Origin of the sequence: Collimonas sp. (genome assembly GCF_044339385.1) — a bacterium.
Lineage (GTDB): Bacteria > Pseudomonadota > Gammaproteobacteria > Burkholderiales > Burkholderiaceae_D > Collimonas.
Window position 1 is genome coordinate 1 of record NZ_JBIIVN010000013.1, and the last position, 15218, is coordinate 15218.

Below are 15218 nucleotides of genomic sequence, written 5' to 3' on the forward strand. Positions count from 1 at the left end.
AACAGAAAAACCGGGACAGCGCCGCGCAGCTGTATTGGAGGCAGGAAGTGCTTCTTAAACTATGCAGATATTTGTCTGGACAGATGGGTCCACTTTATTGTCCCGACTGCATATCCCGTTCGAAGTCATAGCCCCGGATATCGACGAGAGGCCTAAAGCAGGTGAGAGCCCCGAAGCTACGGCGATACGCCTGGCGCGCGAAAAGGCGGCTGCTGTGGTGCTGCTGGCACCCGGAGCGCTGGTAATCGGCTCGGATCAGGTTGCAACGCTGGACGGCGAACAAATCGACAAACCCGGGACCCACAAAAATGCGTTGCAACAACTGCGAAAAATGCGCGGCCGCTGCGTGATTTTTCATACTGCGTTGTGCTTGTGGGATGGCCGCCAACAACACCCCGAAACTACCGCACAGATCGACAACATCCAGACTTTCGTCACTTTTCGCGACCTGGCCGATGCCGAGCTGGAAGCCTACCTCCGCATTGAACAACCTTACGACTGCGCCGGTAGCGCAAAAAACGAGGGGCTCGGTATCGCCATCCTGGAAAAAATCGATAGCAGTGACCCCACGGCACTGACTGGCTTGCCACTGATTGCACTGACCGGCATGCTACGCCGCGTCGGTTTCCCGTTTTTCACAAGATAAGACCCCACCATGCCAGGTATTCTGTACTTAATTCCCAACACGCTGGGCCAAGATCCCAGTGCATCAGACCAACCGCTAGCTGCCGTCATCCCAATCGAAGTCCAGGCGCTAACTGCCAACCTCGATTACTTCATTGCCGAAAATGCAAAGACTACACGCGCATTCCTGAAACTGATCGATGCCGCACAAACGCTTTCAAAACCGCTGCAAGAAATAGAAATTGCCGAACTCAACGTAAATACCCCCAGCAATGCTGTGCAGGCTTTGCTGGCACCGCTGCTGGCAGGGCGCGATGGCGGTCTGATCTCTGAGGCAGGGGTGCCGGCGGTAGCCGATCCCGGCGCCAACCTTGTTCGTTTAGCGCACGCACAGGCTATTCAGGTGCGGCCACTGGTAGGCCCGTCGTCGCTATTGCTGGCGGTGATGAGCAGCGGCCTGAACGGCCAGAGCTTTGCCTTCAACGGCTATCTGCCAACTGATGCCGAACAGCGTAGCAAGCGCATCAAAATGCTTGAACAACGCTCACGTCAGGAGCAACAAACGCAGTTGTTCATTGAAACGCCATATCGCAATACTGCCTTCCTCGAAGCGCTAGCCAACAATTGCCAGCCCGGCACATTGATTTGCGTTGCCACCGACCTTACGCTGTCATCGGAGTCCATTAACACGCAAACCGCGAGCAAATGGAAAGCCGCACTGGCTGCCGGTAAAGCGCCGGATTTCCACAAGAAACCGACGGTGTTCCTGCTACTCGCGCAATAGCTTTGCAACGCTGCCTAAAGTCCAAAAAACTTCGCTGAATCTGCGGCGATGGTCCGAAGCATGATTGGAAGCAGGGATCAGCAGAAAAAATTGGCTGCGCAACGCAAAACGGCGACGGTATTGCGCCGTCGCCGTTTTGCCTGCCTCGAAAGGCATTATCTTGAGAAGTCGAAAACTTCTCGGAACCGCATTCACAATGCGGTCGATTGTCGGGTAGCCAACTCACTGCGCCAATGCAAGGGGTTGTTTGCTATGGGATCAAGTCCTGCTACCCAAACAATTGCAACTGAGTGGCCAACGATTTTAATATATCTATAATCGCCTCCTCATTCGCTATTCTTCAACTCCTTTTAATATACGTCAGGATTACCAAGATGCAAGGTAATTCAAGTACGCCACTTACCTTACAAGGCCTGCATCACCTGATTGGCATTGCGCTCTGCCGGCGCTGCCGTTGGAGCCGCACCGGCAGCGGACTGCTCCAGTGGCACTTCCAGGTAAGGCAGCTTCAGCGTCTCGCTGGTCATGCGACGGATCTGGTTGGTCAGCTCCGGGCTATCGTTAAGCTTGCGGCCGTACGATGGAATGATTTCTTTCAGACGTGTTCCCCAGCCCGCCTTCATTTGTTCAGGAAAGGCAACCTTCAGCAGATCGAGCATGATCGGCGGCGAAGTCGAAGCACCTGGCGAGGCACCAAGCAATGCGGCGATGATGTGATCCTTATCAGACACGATCTCGGTGCCGAACTGCAGAACCGGGCCTTTTTCCGGATCGAGCTTGATGATCTGTACGCGCTGACCGGCAGTGACCAGTTTCCAGTCCTCAGGCTTGGCATTAGGGAAATACTTCATCAATTCAGCCTGGCGATCAGCATCGGTCAGAGCGGCCTGTTTCACCAGGTATTTCAACAGATCCAGGTTGTCTGCGCCGATGCTCAACATGTTGGCGACGTTGTCGTGGGTTACCGATGAATACAGATCGAACCAAGAGCCGTGCTTGAGGAACTTGGTGCTGTACAGGGCGAATGGTCCGAACAGCATGACTGGCTTACCATCCAGCAAGCGCGCGTCGAGGTGTGGCACCGACATCGGCGGCGAACCGGTCTCCGCCATGCCATAGGCCTTGACGCTGTGACGTTCAGTCAAAGTCGGCGCCTGGAAGGCCAGGAACTGGCCACCGACCGGGAAGCCGGCGTAGCTCTTGGCCTCCGGGATGCCAGACATTTGCAGCAACTTGAGCGCGGCTCCGCCAGCGCCAATGAAGACGAAGCGCGACTTGACTGTGGACTCGCTACCGGCCTTGAGATCCTTGACCGTCACGTTCCAGCTCTTGTCTTCGTTCTGACGCAGGGCGCTGACTTCATGACTCAGCTCCAGCTTGAAGTTAGGGCTACGCTCCAGACCGGCGCTCAGCTCACGCGTTATCACGCCGAAGTTGACGTCGGTGCCCAGTGGCATCCAGGTCGCGGCGACTTTTTGTTTTGGGTCGCGACCTTCCATCAGCAGTGGCGCCCACTGCTTGATCTGAGCGTGATCCTCCGAGTATTGCATACCGTAGAACAGAGGATTCTTGACCAGCGCCTGTTGACGCTTGTGCAGGAAAGCGATGTTGTCATCACCCCAGACGAAGCTCATGTGCGGAGTAGAGTTGATGAAGTTGCCAGGCTGGCTCAAGCGGCCCTCCTTCACCTGGTGCGCCCAGAACTGGCGCGAAACCTCGAATTTCTCGGCGATACCTACTGCGCGCTTTGTCTCGATGCTGCCATCGGGCAGTTGCGGAGTGTAGTTCAGTTCGGCGAAAGCGGAATGGCCGGTGCCGGCATTATTCCAGCCGTCCGAGCTTTCCTGCGCGACCCCGTCCATGCGCTCGTAGAGGCGGATATTCCAGTCCGGCTGCAATTCTTGTATCAAAGTTGCCAGGGTGATGCTCATGATGCCGCCGCCCACCAGTACGACATCGACCGGCTTATCGTTACCGGCGGCCGGCACCGAGCGCTGATGCAGCGGCCAGTAAAGAAATAGTGCAGCTACTGCTAATAGCAGCACAAATAAGGCAATGATCCGTTTAGTAATTTTTTTCATAAAATATAATAACAAAATAAAAATATTTACAACAAAGACAATAATAAAACCATGTCAATAGCAAGACTGACAAGTAAATACAGTCTTGCCCCCAGCATCAAGGAATTAACCCGATAGTATAAACTTAGACTTAGCGCAGAGTAGGCTTTACTTCATTCGCTAACGATTGAGCCACACCGACGCCCATCGCTACGCCGAATTTTTTCAGCACGCGCTCAGGCAAACCTTCACTCTTGGTGTAGTCGACAATATCTTCTTGCTTCAAGACATCCCGGGCGACGCTGTCGACCGTGCCGAAGCCGTCTACCAACCCCATCTCGACCGCCTTTGAACCGCTCCAGAATAGCCCGGAGAAGGTCTCCGGCGTTTCTTTCAAGCGCGTACCGCGGCCCTTACGAACCACATCGATGAATTGTTGATGAATCTCTGCCAACATATCTTGCGCATAACTCTTTTGGGGCGCACTCAGCGGGCTGAAGGGATCGAGAAAACCTTTGTTTTCGCCAGCGGTCAACAAACGCCGCTCGACACCGAGCTTGTCCATCAAGCCAGTAAAACCGAAGCCATCCATCAGCACGCCGATCGAGCCGACGATGCTGGCCTTATTGACGTAAATCTTATCGGCAGCAGCAGCGATATAGTAGCCACCGGATGCACACACTTCATCGACCACCACGTACAGGGGTTTGTTCGGATACTCCTTGCGCAGACGCACAATTTCGTCGTTGATGATGCCAGCCTGCACCGGGCTGCCGCCAGGGCTGTTAATACGCAAAATAACACCGACCGAATCGTTGACGGCAAAGGCATTGTCCAGCGCTGGAACCACTACGCTGGCAGAACCGTTGCCCTCGGATTCGATGGCGCCGCTAATCTTCACCAGGGCGGTATGTGCACCAACCGTCTGCGTGTCCGAGCCTTCGTAATTCATCCCCAACCAGAATGCAAAACCGATCACACCGAGCACTGCCAGCTTGAAAAAAATCCCCCAGCGCCGTCGTGCTCGCTGCTCGCGTAGCGAGGCATAGGCAAGTTTTTCGAGCAGCGCGCGCTCCCAACCTTCTTTTTTGCTGGTCGTTGCCGTTTCCACGTTATCAAATTCGTTATTACTCATGGTATTTACTCACATCGCTTATTCAAGATCGTTAATTGGAGACCGCCGCACATTCTCTGCCGGGCGGGCCGGCCCATCAGGCCATCACCGGCCGTACATATTCGTCAGGTATCCAGAACACCTGACCATTACTTTCCTCCACCAAAATCTTCTACAGCCGACCACCGCGGCACGGACCGCCGGCACACTTCCCGGTTTCCGGTTCGTACACGGCGCCGTGCGTGGCACACATCAGGTACAGACCGCTGGACTCGAAGAACTCCCCCTTCTAACCAATCCAGCTCCATGGAAACGTGCGCGCAACGGTTCAGGTAGGCATGAACAACATTATGATGGCGAACGGCAAACGCGACGGCATCCTCGCCGCCAGCCGTTACCGGGAAGCGCACGCCTTTGCCGCGCTCTTCCAGCTCAGAAGATCGACAAACCGGAATAAGAACATTACTCACAGGCTGCTCGCGTATCAGATGAGGGAGTGGCCGACGACATCAGGCATTGTCATTCAGCCAACCATGCAATTGCACGGTTGACGTTGCACTGAATAACGGCTTTAAAGCCAACAGTTCATGCGCCGGATGGGCACCGTACTGGACCGCGACACCGGCTGCGCCGGCATTGATAACCATTTGCAAATCATGGGTGGTATCGCCGATCATCACGGTGCGCTTCAGATCCTGACCGAGTTCGCGCGTGAGCTCCTGCAGCATGGCCGGATGTGGCTTGGAGAAGGTTTCGTCGGCGCATCGGGTGGCGTCGAAAACCGACAGCAACTTGGTTTCGTGCAACGCACGATTAAGTCCAACCCGACTCTTGCCGGTGGCGATGGCCAGGAAGTAGCCTTGCTGTGACAGGTCCGCCAGCATTTCGCGCACGCCATCGAACAACGCCAACTCCTGATCCTGCGACAAATAGTGATAACGATAGCGCTCCACCACTCTTGGATACTGGCTGGGCTCCAAGCCTGGCAATGCCACCGGCATCGCCTCCCTCAAACCCAGGCCGATCACGTGGGCTGCTGCCTTGTTATCAGGAATTGCCAATCCTAAATCCTTGGCAGCAGCCTGAATGCATTTCACAATGACGGCAGTGCTATCCATCAAGGTGCCATCCCAATCAAATACGATTAAGTCAAATTTCTTTCGCGCCATATTGCCTGGCAATTCCTTGCCAGCTCCTGATCATGTTATTGGATACAGCCTGCCGATAACTCGGCAAACCAATAAATAAATATTAACAGCTATTCTAAAGCCCCCCTGGGCTGCGACGTTGCGGAAGCAACATCTTGCGGCAGACTTTTCAAGAATTTCTCGCATTCCGGCGGCAGCGGGGCCTTCAAGGTTACCGGCCTGCCGGTTTCTGGATGTGCAAAGGTAATTTGATAGGCATGCAAAAACATGCGTTTAAGTGCTGTGCGCTGACCATCTGCTTTCTGCAATGTGCGATTCAACGCGAAATCGCCGTATTTATCATCCCCGGCAATCGCAAAGCCGCTGGACGACAAATGCACCCTAATCTGATGGGTGCGACCGGTTTTCAGTTCGGCTTCAAGCAACGCGTATTCACCATAACGGCGAATCAGGTTGAAAATTGTGTGGGAAGCCTGACCATCGGCCTGCACACGCACACGGCGTTCGCCGTCGGCAGCGGTATATTTATGCAGCGGCAACTTGATATGCTGGCGTTCGTTCTGCCAGTCGCCATGGACCAGGACCAGGTAGCGCTTATCGGTTTCGCCGTCGCGCATTTGCTCATGCAGATTGGTCAACGCAGAACGTTTCTTTGCCAACAACAAAATACCCGAGGTATCGCGATCCAACCGATGCACCAGTTCCAGGAACTTGGACTGCGGACGCGCCGCACGCAATTGTTCGATGACACCATAACTGACGCCGGAGCCGCCGTGAACCGCTACGCCTGCTGGTTTGTCGATTACCAACATTTGGTTATCTTCAAGCAATATCTTGAATTCTGCCCCAGGCACCACTTGCTCTTGCTTTTCTGCAATTCTAATCGGCGGCACCCGGATCACGTCGCCTTCCAGCAAGCGATAGGTCTGATCGATACGCCCTTTGTTGACCCGCACTTCGCCGGAGCGTAGCACGTGATAGATATGACTTTTGGGCACACCTTTGCAAATACGCAACAAGAAATTGTCGATTCGCTGACCGGCACCCTCGTCGCCGATGGTTAACAACTGAACTTGTAGCGGTGCGGGAGGCGGCTTCGCCTCTTGCGCTCCAGCCATTTTGGGCTCAGCCTTGTGCTTGAGCGCGGCTTGTGCTCGCGGCTCTGGGCGAGACTTGACTCGCCCTCCAGAAAATCTCGCTAAGTCCTTCATTTTGAATATATAATTGTTCCGCAATTGTTCAAAAACAGTTGCTGGTGTAAGAATAAAAAGACCATTCTACACAGGGGCGCCCCATCAGCCTCGCCAATTTGCAAATTTGATGGGAAATGTGTACGCATCACCCCTGCGCGAGTCAAGGTCGCACCGTTGTTGTCATCGGATAGCGCGCACGGATGCTGAACAAGAATGTCTGGATGATTAGGATAACGTCCGGCAAGCTCGATGCAATTTATGATTGCGACGAGCTCGCCGGCAGATGCAAATACTTATAAATTTGTCGATTAGATTACTGAAACCAATGCTTTATTTGGCCTTACCAAGCTGCTCACCGCCAGGCGCCATGCTCGCGATCCGCGAACTGCACGGCGCTGTACCGGTATGCGCTGGTGGGCTTCGGTAAGACGACAGTACTGCATCCGCGCCTGTGCACTGCGCCCTATCTGGTAGATCGGCGCTGACACACCAAGGCAATTCTCCCCCCCCTGACACTCCGTTCTCGCGTACATCCCTGTACTTTTTGTCGCTGACAGAAATGCTGAAGACCAGCATCTTGAAGCGCCATTGAATTGACCCAAGGGTCACGGAGCGAAAAAAATGAAACGCATGTTGTTTAATGCTACGCAGCAAGAAGAGCTGCGCGTGGCAATTGTTGACGGACAAAAGCTCATCGACATCGATATCGAAACCACCGGACGCGAACAACGCAAGTCTAATATCTACAAAGGTGTGATTACCCGTATCGAGCCCTCGCTGGAAGCCTGCTTCGTCAACTACGGCGAAGAACGCCACGGCTTCTTGCCATTCAAGGAAGTGGCCCGCACCTACCTCAAGAAAGGTATCGACGTCCGCAACGCATCGATCAAGGATGCATTGCGCGAGGGCCAGGAAATCATGGTCCAGGTCGAAAAGGAAGAGCGCGGCAACAAAGGCGCGGCTCTGACCTCCTTCGTTTCTCTGGCGGGCCGTTACCTGGTCCTGATGCCGAACAATCCGCGCGGCGGCGGCGTTTCCCGTCGGGTCGAGGGCGAAGATCGTCAGGAACTGCGCGAAACCATGGATCAACTGGATCTGCCAAGCGGCATGTCGGTGATCGCTCGGACTGCTGGCATCGGCCGCAATGTTGATGAATTGCAATGGGACTTGAACTACCTGATGCAACTCTGGCGCGCCATCGAAGGTGCCGGTACAGAAGGTAAAGGCGCCTTCCTGATTTATCAGGAATCATCGCTAGTGATCCGCGCAATCCGTGACTACTTCCAACCGGATATCGGCGAAATCCTGATCGACACCGATGAAATCCACGACCAAGCCCAGCAGTTCATGGCCCACGTCATGCCCGACATGGTGCATCGCGTAAAACGTTATCGCGACGACGTGCCGCTGTTCTCCCGTTTCCAAATCGAACACCAGATCGAAACCGCTTACTCGCGCACAGTGCCGTTGCCATCCGGCGGCGCCATCGTGATCGACCATACCGAAGCACTGGTTTCCGTCGACGTCAACTCAGCCCGCGCTACCCGTGGCAGCGACATCGAAACCACCGCGTTCAACACCAACTGCGAAGCGGCTGAAGAAGTTGCGCGGCAATTGCGTTTGCGCGATCTGGGCGGCCTGATCGTGATCGACTTCATCGACATGGAAAACTCCAAGAATCAGCGCGAAGTCGAAACCCGCCTGAAAGACGCTCTGCGCTATGACCGCGCGCGCGTCCAGATGGGCAAGATTTCACGCTTTGGTCTGATGGAATTGTCACGCCAACGCCTGCGTCCGTCGTTGTCGGAAGGCAGCCACGTCACTTGCCCGCGTTGCAACGGCACCGGCCATATCCGCGATACCGAATCGTCTGCTTTGCAAGTCCTGCGCATCATCCAGGAAGAAGCAATGAAGGAAAATTCGGCGGCGATTCACGTTCAGACCCCGGTCGACGTCGCCGCGTTCCTGCTCAACGAGAAGCGCGGTGAAATCCTGAAGATTGAGACACGCCACCGCGTCGGCATCATCCTGATCCCGAACAAGCATCTGGAAACCCCGCATTACAAGCTAGAACGTCTCAAGCACGACGATCCGCGCCTGGAGGAATCGCAGGCCAGCTATGCGATGGCAGGGCAAGCCGATACCGATATCGGCTACAGCAAAACCCAGAAGGAAGAAAGTCGTCCTCGCCAGGAAGCCGTGGTCAAGGGCATTACACCCGACCAACCGGCGCCGATGGTGGAACGCAAGGCGGTCGAGGCAGCTCCTGCGGCGGCAGTGCCGTCAGCAAGCGGCACCGCCGAGAAAAGTTTCCTCGGCAAGATATTCGGCTTCCTGTTCAGCGAGCCTGCAGCGCCGGCAGAGGTTCCGGCAGCGGCAACTGAAGCTAAGGGTCCGCAACAGCGCGACCGTGGCGATCGCAACAATCGCGGCGGCCAGCGTGGCCGCAATCGTAACGGCCGCAACCGCGACCGTAGCGAAGAGCGCGACGGCAACACTCAGGAAGCACGTGACGACAACGCCAAGAAACAGGTAGTCGACACAGCAGAAGTCAAGGCGCAACAACGTCCGCAGCGTGAACCACGTGAGCCGCGTGAACCGAAAGAAGCCCGGGACAACAACGAAAGCAAGTCGGAGGCACGCAACGAAAACCGTCGCGAACGTGGGGAGCGTCAGCCGCGCGAAGAGCGCAAGGAAGCAACCGTCGAAGCCAAGATTGATGAAACCTTGCTGAAAAACGGCGTTCCAGCAGTCGCCGGCTTCAGCGCGGCAGGCGTGGTCGAAGCGATAGAGCCGAATCAGATTGATGGCGCCGTGGTTGAGGTGAAAACCGGCGAACAAGATGAAGAGCCGCGTCGTCGTCGTCGTGGCGGTCGCAATCGTAATCGCCGTGATCGCGATGCTGGCGAAGGATCGACAGAAGAAATGGAAAATGGCGAAGCGCCGGCAAATACAGCATCGGAAGCCGGTGAAGAAGCCGCACCTGCTGTTGTTGCAGTACCGTTCAGCGCTCCGTCTCAAGCCAAGCAGGCCGAAGCGTCAGGCCACGCAGACAGCCACGTGCCAATGATGGCCTCGTCGGTACCAGCTTCGCAAGAAGTTGTAGCTCAGGCAGTTGAAACGCCGGTAGTGCCGACTGCGCTGTCGAACGCGATTGCTGCACCGCTGGTGCCGCAGCGGGTTGAATTACAGCCGGTTGAAGCGCAGCCGGTTGAGTTGCAGCAAGAAACAGTAACGATAGCCGCCGCAGTGGAGCCGACGCCAATCGCCACACCGGCTCCGGTTACCGTTGCGGCAACGCCGAAGGTAATCGAAGCGGAACCTGCTGCGGCCACTCCAGAGGCAGCGGTATCGACGCCGGATCAGTTGGTTCTGTCGGAAGCCTCTGCGGTTGTGGTTGAGCAACCGGCGGCGGCACCGCAAATCGAGACCGAAGCGGCTGTCGTCGTCGCTGCCGTACCGGCCACGACTGCTGCATCTGAGGCAGACACTGCAACTGTTGCAGAGATTAAAACTGTTGCGCCTGTTGCGCCTGTTACAGCCAGCGTCGCAGCTCCGGTTGCGGCAGTTGCGCCGGTTGAACCGACCCCGACCGCATCGCCAACCTCGATTGAGGCGGAGCCGGTGTCTGTAGCAGCGCCTATTGCAGCAGCTCCGGTGGCGCCCAAGCCAGCCTTGGCCGAGGTCGAGGATCTGCAAAATGTGCTGACCGCAGCAGGCCTGACACTGGCAGCAACCGATCCGACCAAGCTGCGTGCAGCCCAGGAAGCAAGTGCAAGTATTGTCGCCGCGCCACGTGTGCCGCGCCAACGCAAGCCATTGCCGCCGCAATCCAACGAACCGCTGCAGCAGGTCGAAACCCAGCGTTCACAGGGTTAAACAGCTCAGCAGCATCTTGCAGCGCTAGGCCTGAAGCGGTGACGCAAGATGGCAAGACGACAAAGGGAGTCCAAGACTCCCTTTGTCGCGTCTCAAGCCAACGCGCACAGCGTGCATGCCATGCCAGAGCTAGAAATCAATCTGCATGGTATCTTGTAGACGTTACAACCCATACAGAAATACCGGAACATTTTCCCTGAAACACATCATGACTAAAAAAGTCATACCGCTGATCGATAGCCGCAGCTTTCTGCCGCCAACCTTGCCCTCAATACTTGAAGCGCCGACTGGTCTGTTGGCGGATGACTTGGGCAGACCTCTGCACGACTTGCGTATTTCGGTCACTGATCGCTGCAACTTTCGCTGCATCTATTGCATGCCGCGCAAGGTGTTCGACAAGGACTACGCGTTCCTGCCGCATACAGCATTGCTGTCGTTCGAGGAAATTACCCGCCTGGCCAGCCTGTTCGTAGCGCACGGTGTGCACAAGATCCGACTGACCGGGGGCGAGCCGCTGCTGCGCAAGAACATCGAACGCCTGATCGAAATGCTGAGTGCACTGAAGACGCCGGACGGCAAGGATCTCGACCTGACGCTGACCACCAACGGTTCGCTGCTGGCGAGAAAAGCCCAGTCATTGAAAGATGCCGGCCTCAAACGTGTCACAGTCTCCCTCGATGCACTCGACGAAACTATCTTCAAGCGCATGAACGATGCCGACTTTCCGGTCTCGGAAGTGTTACATGGACTCGATGTGGCGCATCAGGTCGGACTCGGTCCGATCAAGGTCAGCATGGTGGTCAAGCGCGGCGTCAACGACCAGGAAATCCTGCCAATGGCGCGTTACTTCAAGAACACGCCGTATATTCTGCGCTTTATCGAATACATGGATGTCGGCGCCTCGAACGGCTGGAAGATGGACGAAGTGCTGTCTTCCGCCGAGGTGGCTCAGCGCATCCAGAGCGAGTTGCCGTTGCAGCCGATGGCCGCCAACTACACCGGTGAAACCGCGCAGCGCTGGCGCTATAGCGACGGCAGCGGTGAAATCGGCTTGATCTCCAGTGTCACTCAGGCCTTCTGTCATGACTGCTCACGGGCGCGCCTGTCAACGGAAGGCAAGCTGTACACCTGTCTGTTCGCCAGCGCCGGCCACGACTTGCGTGCATTATTGCGTAGCGAAGGCAGCGACCGCGAAATCTCCAGCGTCATCGCGCAGCTGTGGCGTGCGCGCGATGATCGCTACTCTGAACTACGAACGCAAAATACCGAGGGATTGACGCCGCGCCGGAAAAAAGTGGAAATGTCATATATCGGCGGCTGACCCGATACGCCATGGCTGTTAATCCTGCTCCCACCCAATTGAATATCACCGGCCTGATACTGGCGGGCGGCCGCGGCAGCCGCATGGGCGGTGTCGACAAAGGCCTGGTCCTGTTGGATGGCAAGCCGATGGCGGCACACGTGATCGCGCGTCTGACACCGCAGGTCGGTTCTTTACTCGTCAACGCCAACCGCAACCAGGACGGCTACGCGGCATTCGGCTGGCCAGTGTGGCCAGACCAACAGCCGGGTTTTGCCGGGCCGCTGGCGGGACTGCAGGCAGGCCTACAGCACTGCAACACGGCATATCTGGCGACGGCACCGTGCGACTCGCCATTCTTGCCGCATGACCTGGTGTCGCGTCTGGCGTCGGCGCTGACAGAGAACGCTGCCGACCTGGCGGTGGCAGCGACGCTGGATCCGGATAGCAGAACCGTGCGGGCACAGCCGGTGTTCATGCTACTCAAGAGCAATTTATTGACCGACCTCAATGCCTATCTGCTTGATGGCGGGCGTAAAATGGAGACTTGGTATCGACGCCTGAACTATTGTGAAACACTGTTCACCGATGCCGAGGCCTTCAGCAACATCAATACGCAGCAACAATTGCAGCAGCGACAACACTAAGATGACCAATTTGAAGAATTCGATTCCCCAGTCAAAGCCATCGCTATCAGCACTGACCAGTTGCCTGTCGGACTACGATCCGGATGCCATGCCGGTACCGCAGGCGCAGGCCATCATCCGCGATTTCGTCACGCCAGTGACGGCAATTGAAAAAGTCGCGTTGCGCAGCGCGCTGGATCAGATTCTCGCAAGCGATATCATTTCGCCGATCGACGTTCCGGCGCACGACAATTCCGCCATGGATGGTTACGCTTTTCACTCCATCGACCTGCGCCATGATGCCGATACCACGCTCAACGTCATCGGCACCGCCCATGCCGGCCGCGCTTATACAGGAACCATCGGGCGTGGCGAGGCGATTCGCATCATGGCCGGTGCACTGATGCCCGCCGCGCTAGACACCGTGATTCCGCAAGAGTTTGTCAGTAGCGCCACAACCGACTCTGCCACCATCCCAGTCGATGCCGTCAAACCCGGCGCCAATCGACGCCTGGCTGGCGAGGACCTGAAATCCGGCACGCCGGCGTTACGCCAGGGCCGTATCCTGCGGCCGGCCGATCTCGGCTTGCTGGCATCGCTGGGGATCGCCGAAGTGCCAGTGCGACGGCGCTTGCGCGTGGCTTTTTTCTCGACTGGCGATGAGTTGCGCTCGGTCGGCGAAGTCCTTGATCCGGGGTGCGTCTACGACTCCAATCGCTACACCCTGTACGGCATGCTGCAACGCCTCGGCTGCGACATCATCGACATGGGCGTGGTCGGCGACGAGCCACAGGCGCTAGAACACGCCTTCCGCAGCGCTGCCGAAAATGCCGATGCGATCATCACCTCCGGCGGCGTATCGGTCGGCGATGCCGATTACACCAAGCAAATGATGGCCAAGCTGGGTGATGTCGCTTTCTGGAAAATCGGCATGCGTCCGGGACGCCCACTGGCGTTCGGCAGCATCGCTTCTGGCGGCGAGCAAGCTCTGTTTTTCGGCTTACCCGGCAATCCGGTCGCGGTCATGGTGTCGTTTTATTTCTTTGCCCGCAATGCGCTGCTGCAGATGATGGGAGCGCAAGTTGCCGCGTTGCCACTGACGCCCGCCGTGGCGGCCGTCAACATCCGCAAGCGGCCGGGCCGCACCGAATACCAGCGCGGCATCCTGACCATGAGCGATGGACGATGGTCGGTGCGCCCCACAGCAGCGCAAGGCTCCGGTATCCTGCGTTCGATGGCAGAAGCCAATTGCATGATCGTGCTGGGTCACGACCAAGGCGATGTCGCCGGCGGCGATATGGTCGACGTGATCTTGTTTGATGGACTGATCTAAAACCGCGGCGAACCATGAGCACAAGGATACATTCATGGTCGAAAAATTCAGCCGCAACCTGACCCGCGTCGACAAAAAATTTCTGTTGGCAATCTAACGAGGTACCAAAATTAGCGCACCTCGTCGCACATATCACTTGGCATATACACTTTATCGATGAGCGGCAGTTGCCTTGCCAGCCTAGCCTTTCTGATCTTTCTGATCTTTCTGATCTTTCTGATCTTTCTGATCTTTCTGATCTTTCTGATCTTTCTGATCTTTCTGATCTTTCTGATCTTTCTGATCTTTCTGATCTTTCTGATCTTTCTGATCTTTCTGATAGGCCAAGGCTGGATGCCAATCGCCACCCCGGCCCTCCGGCGTCAGATCAAACAGGTTCCACAGCGGCCAGAGCAAATCGAGGTGGCGCGGCTCTTCGGCGGGACTCCGCTGCGTATAGAGTAATTCTGTATTGTAGAAATGGTAAATCCGCCCTGCCCTGCACACAAACACGTTGAGCGCCGGAAGCTGGCGGCCATCGGCGGTTTGGTTTCGCCATGGTAATCGGCATTGAAGCTGTTATGCGCCGATGACAACATGTGCAGATTGTGCCAGCCGCGCTGTAGCGCGAAGAGCAGGATGCGCTGGATCGGCGACTTGGCGACTACCGCTACATTGACCTGCTGCAACGCATGCAGCATGTTGCCGTTCAGGCCGTCCAACATCGAGGTGCACGAGGCGCACGGTCGCGCCATGTCGGGTCCGTACATGAAACTGTAGAGGATCAGGCTATCCTTGCCATCGGCAAATAGTTCCGACAACCTGATTTTCCTGGTGACGCCGAATGCATCGAGATCAGGATCACCCTCATCGAACAGGTAATCCTCGGTCAGCGCGCCGCCAAGCGGCAAGTTGCGCCGCAATGCCGCTACCCACTCCAGTTGTCGACGCAGTTCCAGTTCTGCCTGCAACAGATCGTCGCGTGCGGTTCTATACACTTCGCTCTCTTGTGGAAAACGAATCTGATGCTGTGAAGTGGTCATTGTTTCCTCCCGTGATGCGTTGCAGGGTCGAACTCATCGAAGCAGAGGTAAAAGCATACCGGGTGCCGCGTCGACAGTATAGGACAGCGCATCAGACTTAACTAGCTGGCATGTATTTACATGATTGCTCACGCT

11 protein-coding genes and 2 pseudogenes are annotated in these 15218 nt (G+C 56.3%); 6 read left to right on the top strand and 7 right to left on the bottom strand.

What is annotated here, in order from left to right; genetic code table 11:
- Positions 1 to 61 precede the first annotated feature (61 nt).
- Together ACIQ0R_RS01840 and ACIQ0R_RS01845 are read left to right on the top strand one after the other, a co-directional pair.
- Entirely contained in the window at positions 62 to 646 is a 585-nt protein-coding gene (locus ACIQ0R_RS01840) for a Maf family nucleotide pyrophosphatase (RefSeq protein ID WP_395823117.1), read from the top strand.
- Positions 647 to 655: 9 nt separating this feature from the next.
- Positions 656 to 1408, top strand: coding sequence for an SAM-dependent methyltransferase (locus ACIQ0R_RS01845; protein WP_395823119.1), 753 nt, complete (start codon positions 656 to 658; stop codon positions 1406 to 1408).
- A gap of 404 nt (positions 1409 to 1812) precedes the next feature.
- Here ACIQ0R_RS01845 and mqo read toward each other — a convergent pair whose 3' ends face one another.
- From mqo to ACIQ0R_RS01870, 5 genes and pseudogenes are all read right to left on the bottom strand, one after another.
- The gene (mqo, locus tag ACIQ0R_RS01850; RefSeq protein ID WP_395823121.1) at positions 1813 to 3489 is read right to left on the bottom strand and encodes a malate dehydrogenase (quinone); all 1677 of its coding nucleotides are present in this window, start codon (positions 3487 to 3489) and stop codon (positions 1813 to 1815) included.
- Positions 3490 to 3619: 130 nt separating this feature from the next.
- The gene (locus ACIQ0R_RS01855) at positions 3620 to 4603 is read right to left on the bottom strand and encodes a S49 family peptidase (protein ID WP_395823123.1); all 984 of its coding nucleotides are present in this window, start codon (positions 4601 to 4603) and stop codon (positions 3620 to 3622) included.
- 76 nt (positions 4604 to 4679) lie between these two features.
- Positions 4680 to 5052, bottom strand: a pseudogene (locus ACIQ0R_RS01860) (Rieske (2Fe-2S) protein).
- A 39-nt stretch (positions 5053 to 5091) separates the two neighbouring features.
- Entirely contained in the window at positions 5092 to 5751 is a 660-nt protein-coding gene (locus ACIQ0R_RS01865; RefSeq protein ID WP_395823125.1) for an HAD-IIIA family hydrolase, read from the bottom strand.
- A gap of 89 nt (positions 5752 to 5840) precedes the next feature.
- Positions 5841 to 6848, bottom strand: a complete 1008-nt coding sequence (locus ACIQ0R_RS01870; protein ID WP_395823127.1) for an RluA family pseudouridine synthase — start codon at positions 6846 to 6848, stop codon at positions 5841 to 5843.
- 696 nt (positions 6849 to 7544) lie between these two features.
- Here ACIQ0R_RS01870 and ACIQ0R_RS01875 point away from each other — a divergent pair.
- The 4 genes from ACIQ0R_RS01875 (at position 7545) to glp (ending at position 14061) form a co-directional block, all read left to right on the top strand.
- A complete protein-coding gene (locus ACIQ0R_RS01875; protein ID WP_395823129.1) occupies positions 7545 to 10802 on the top strand; it encodes an Rne/Rng family ribonuclease in 3258 nt (1085 codons plus the stop codon).
- A gap of 208 nt (positions 10803 to 11010) precedes the next feature.
- Positions 11011 to 12123, top strand: coding sequence for a GTP 3',8-cyclase MoaA (gene moaA, locus ACIQ0R_RS01880; protein WP_395823131.1), 1113 nt, complete (start codon positions 11011 to 11013; stop codon positions 12121 to 12123).
- A gap of 11 nt (positions 12124 to 12134) precedes the next feature.
- A complete protein-coding gene (gene mobA / locus ACIQ0R_RS01885; protein ID WP_395823133.1) occupies positions 12135 to 12749 on the top strand; it encodes a molybdenum cofactor guanylyltransferase MobA in 615 nt (204 codons plus the stop codon).
- A gap of 1 nt (position 12750) precedes the next feature.
- On the top strand, positions 12751 to 14061 hold the full coding sequence (gene glp, locus ACIQ0R_RS01890; RefSeq protein ID WP_395823135.1) for a gephyrin-like molybdotransferase Glp: 1311 nt from the start codon (positions 12751 to 12753) through the stop codon (positions 14059 to 14061).
- Positions 14062 to 14241: 180 nt separating this feature from the next.
- Here the strand turns inward: glp and ACIQ0R_RS01895 are convergent, their stop codons facing one another.
- Positions 14242 to 14388 (bottom strand): hypothetical protein, encoded by a 147-nt coding sequence (locus ACIQ0R_RS01895; RefSeq protein WP_395823157.1) that lies wholly within the window; start codon positions 14386 to 14388, stop codon positions 14242 to 14244.
- Positions 14389 to 14457: 69 nt separating this feature from the next.
- A pseudogene (locus tag ACIQ0R_RS01900) lies at positions 14458 to 15083 on the bottom strand (DUF899 family protein); the annotation flags it as partial.
- Positions 15084 to 15218 lie beyond the last annotated feature (135 nt).

What these genes read in the sequence shown, in the direction of transcription:
- mobA (WP_395823133.1), top strand. Translation starts at nt 12,135, where the DNA reads ATGGCTGTTAATCCTGCTCCCACCCAATTGAATATCACCGGCCTGATA.
- ACIQ0R_RS01855 (WP_395823123.1), bottom strand. Translation starts at nt 4,603, where the DNA reads ATGAGTAATAACGAATTTGATAACGTGGAAACGGCAACGACCAGCAAA.
- ACIQ0R_RS01840 (WP_395823117.1), top strand. Translation starts at nt 62, where the DNA reads ATGCAGATATTTGTCTGGACAGATGGGTCCACTTTATTGTCCCGACTG.
- glp (WP_395823135.1), top strand. Translation starts at nt 12,751, where the DNA reads ATGACCAATTTGAAGAATTCGATTCCCCAGTCAAAGCCATCGCTATCA.
- moaA (WP_395823131.1), top strand. Translation starts at nt 11,011, where the DNA reads ATGACTAAAAAAGTCATACCGCTGATCGATAGCCGCAGCTTTCTGCCG.
- ACIQ0R_RS01875 (WP_395823129.1), top strand. Translation starts at nt 7,545, where the DNA reads ATGAAACGCATGTTGTTTAATGCTACGCAGCAAGAAGAGCTGCGCGTG.
- ACIQ0R_RS01870 (WP_395823127.1), bottom strand. Translation starts at nt 6,848, where the DNA reads ATGGCTGGAGCGCAAGAGGCGAAGCCGCCTCCCGCACCGCTACAAGTT.
- mqo (WP_395823121.1), bottom strand. Translation starts at nt 3,489, where the DNA reads ATGAAAAAAATTACTAAACGGATCATTGCCTTATTTGTGCTGCTATTA.
- ACIQ0R_RS01845 (WP_395823119.1), top strand. Translation starts at nt 656, where the DNA reads ATGCCAGGTATTCTGTACTTAATTCCCAACACGCTGGGCCAAGATCCC.
- ACIQ0R_RS01865 (WP_395823125.1), bottom strand. Translation starts at nt 5,751, where the DNA reads ATGGCGCGAAAGAAATTTGACTTAATCGTATTTGATTGGGATGGCACC.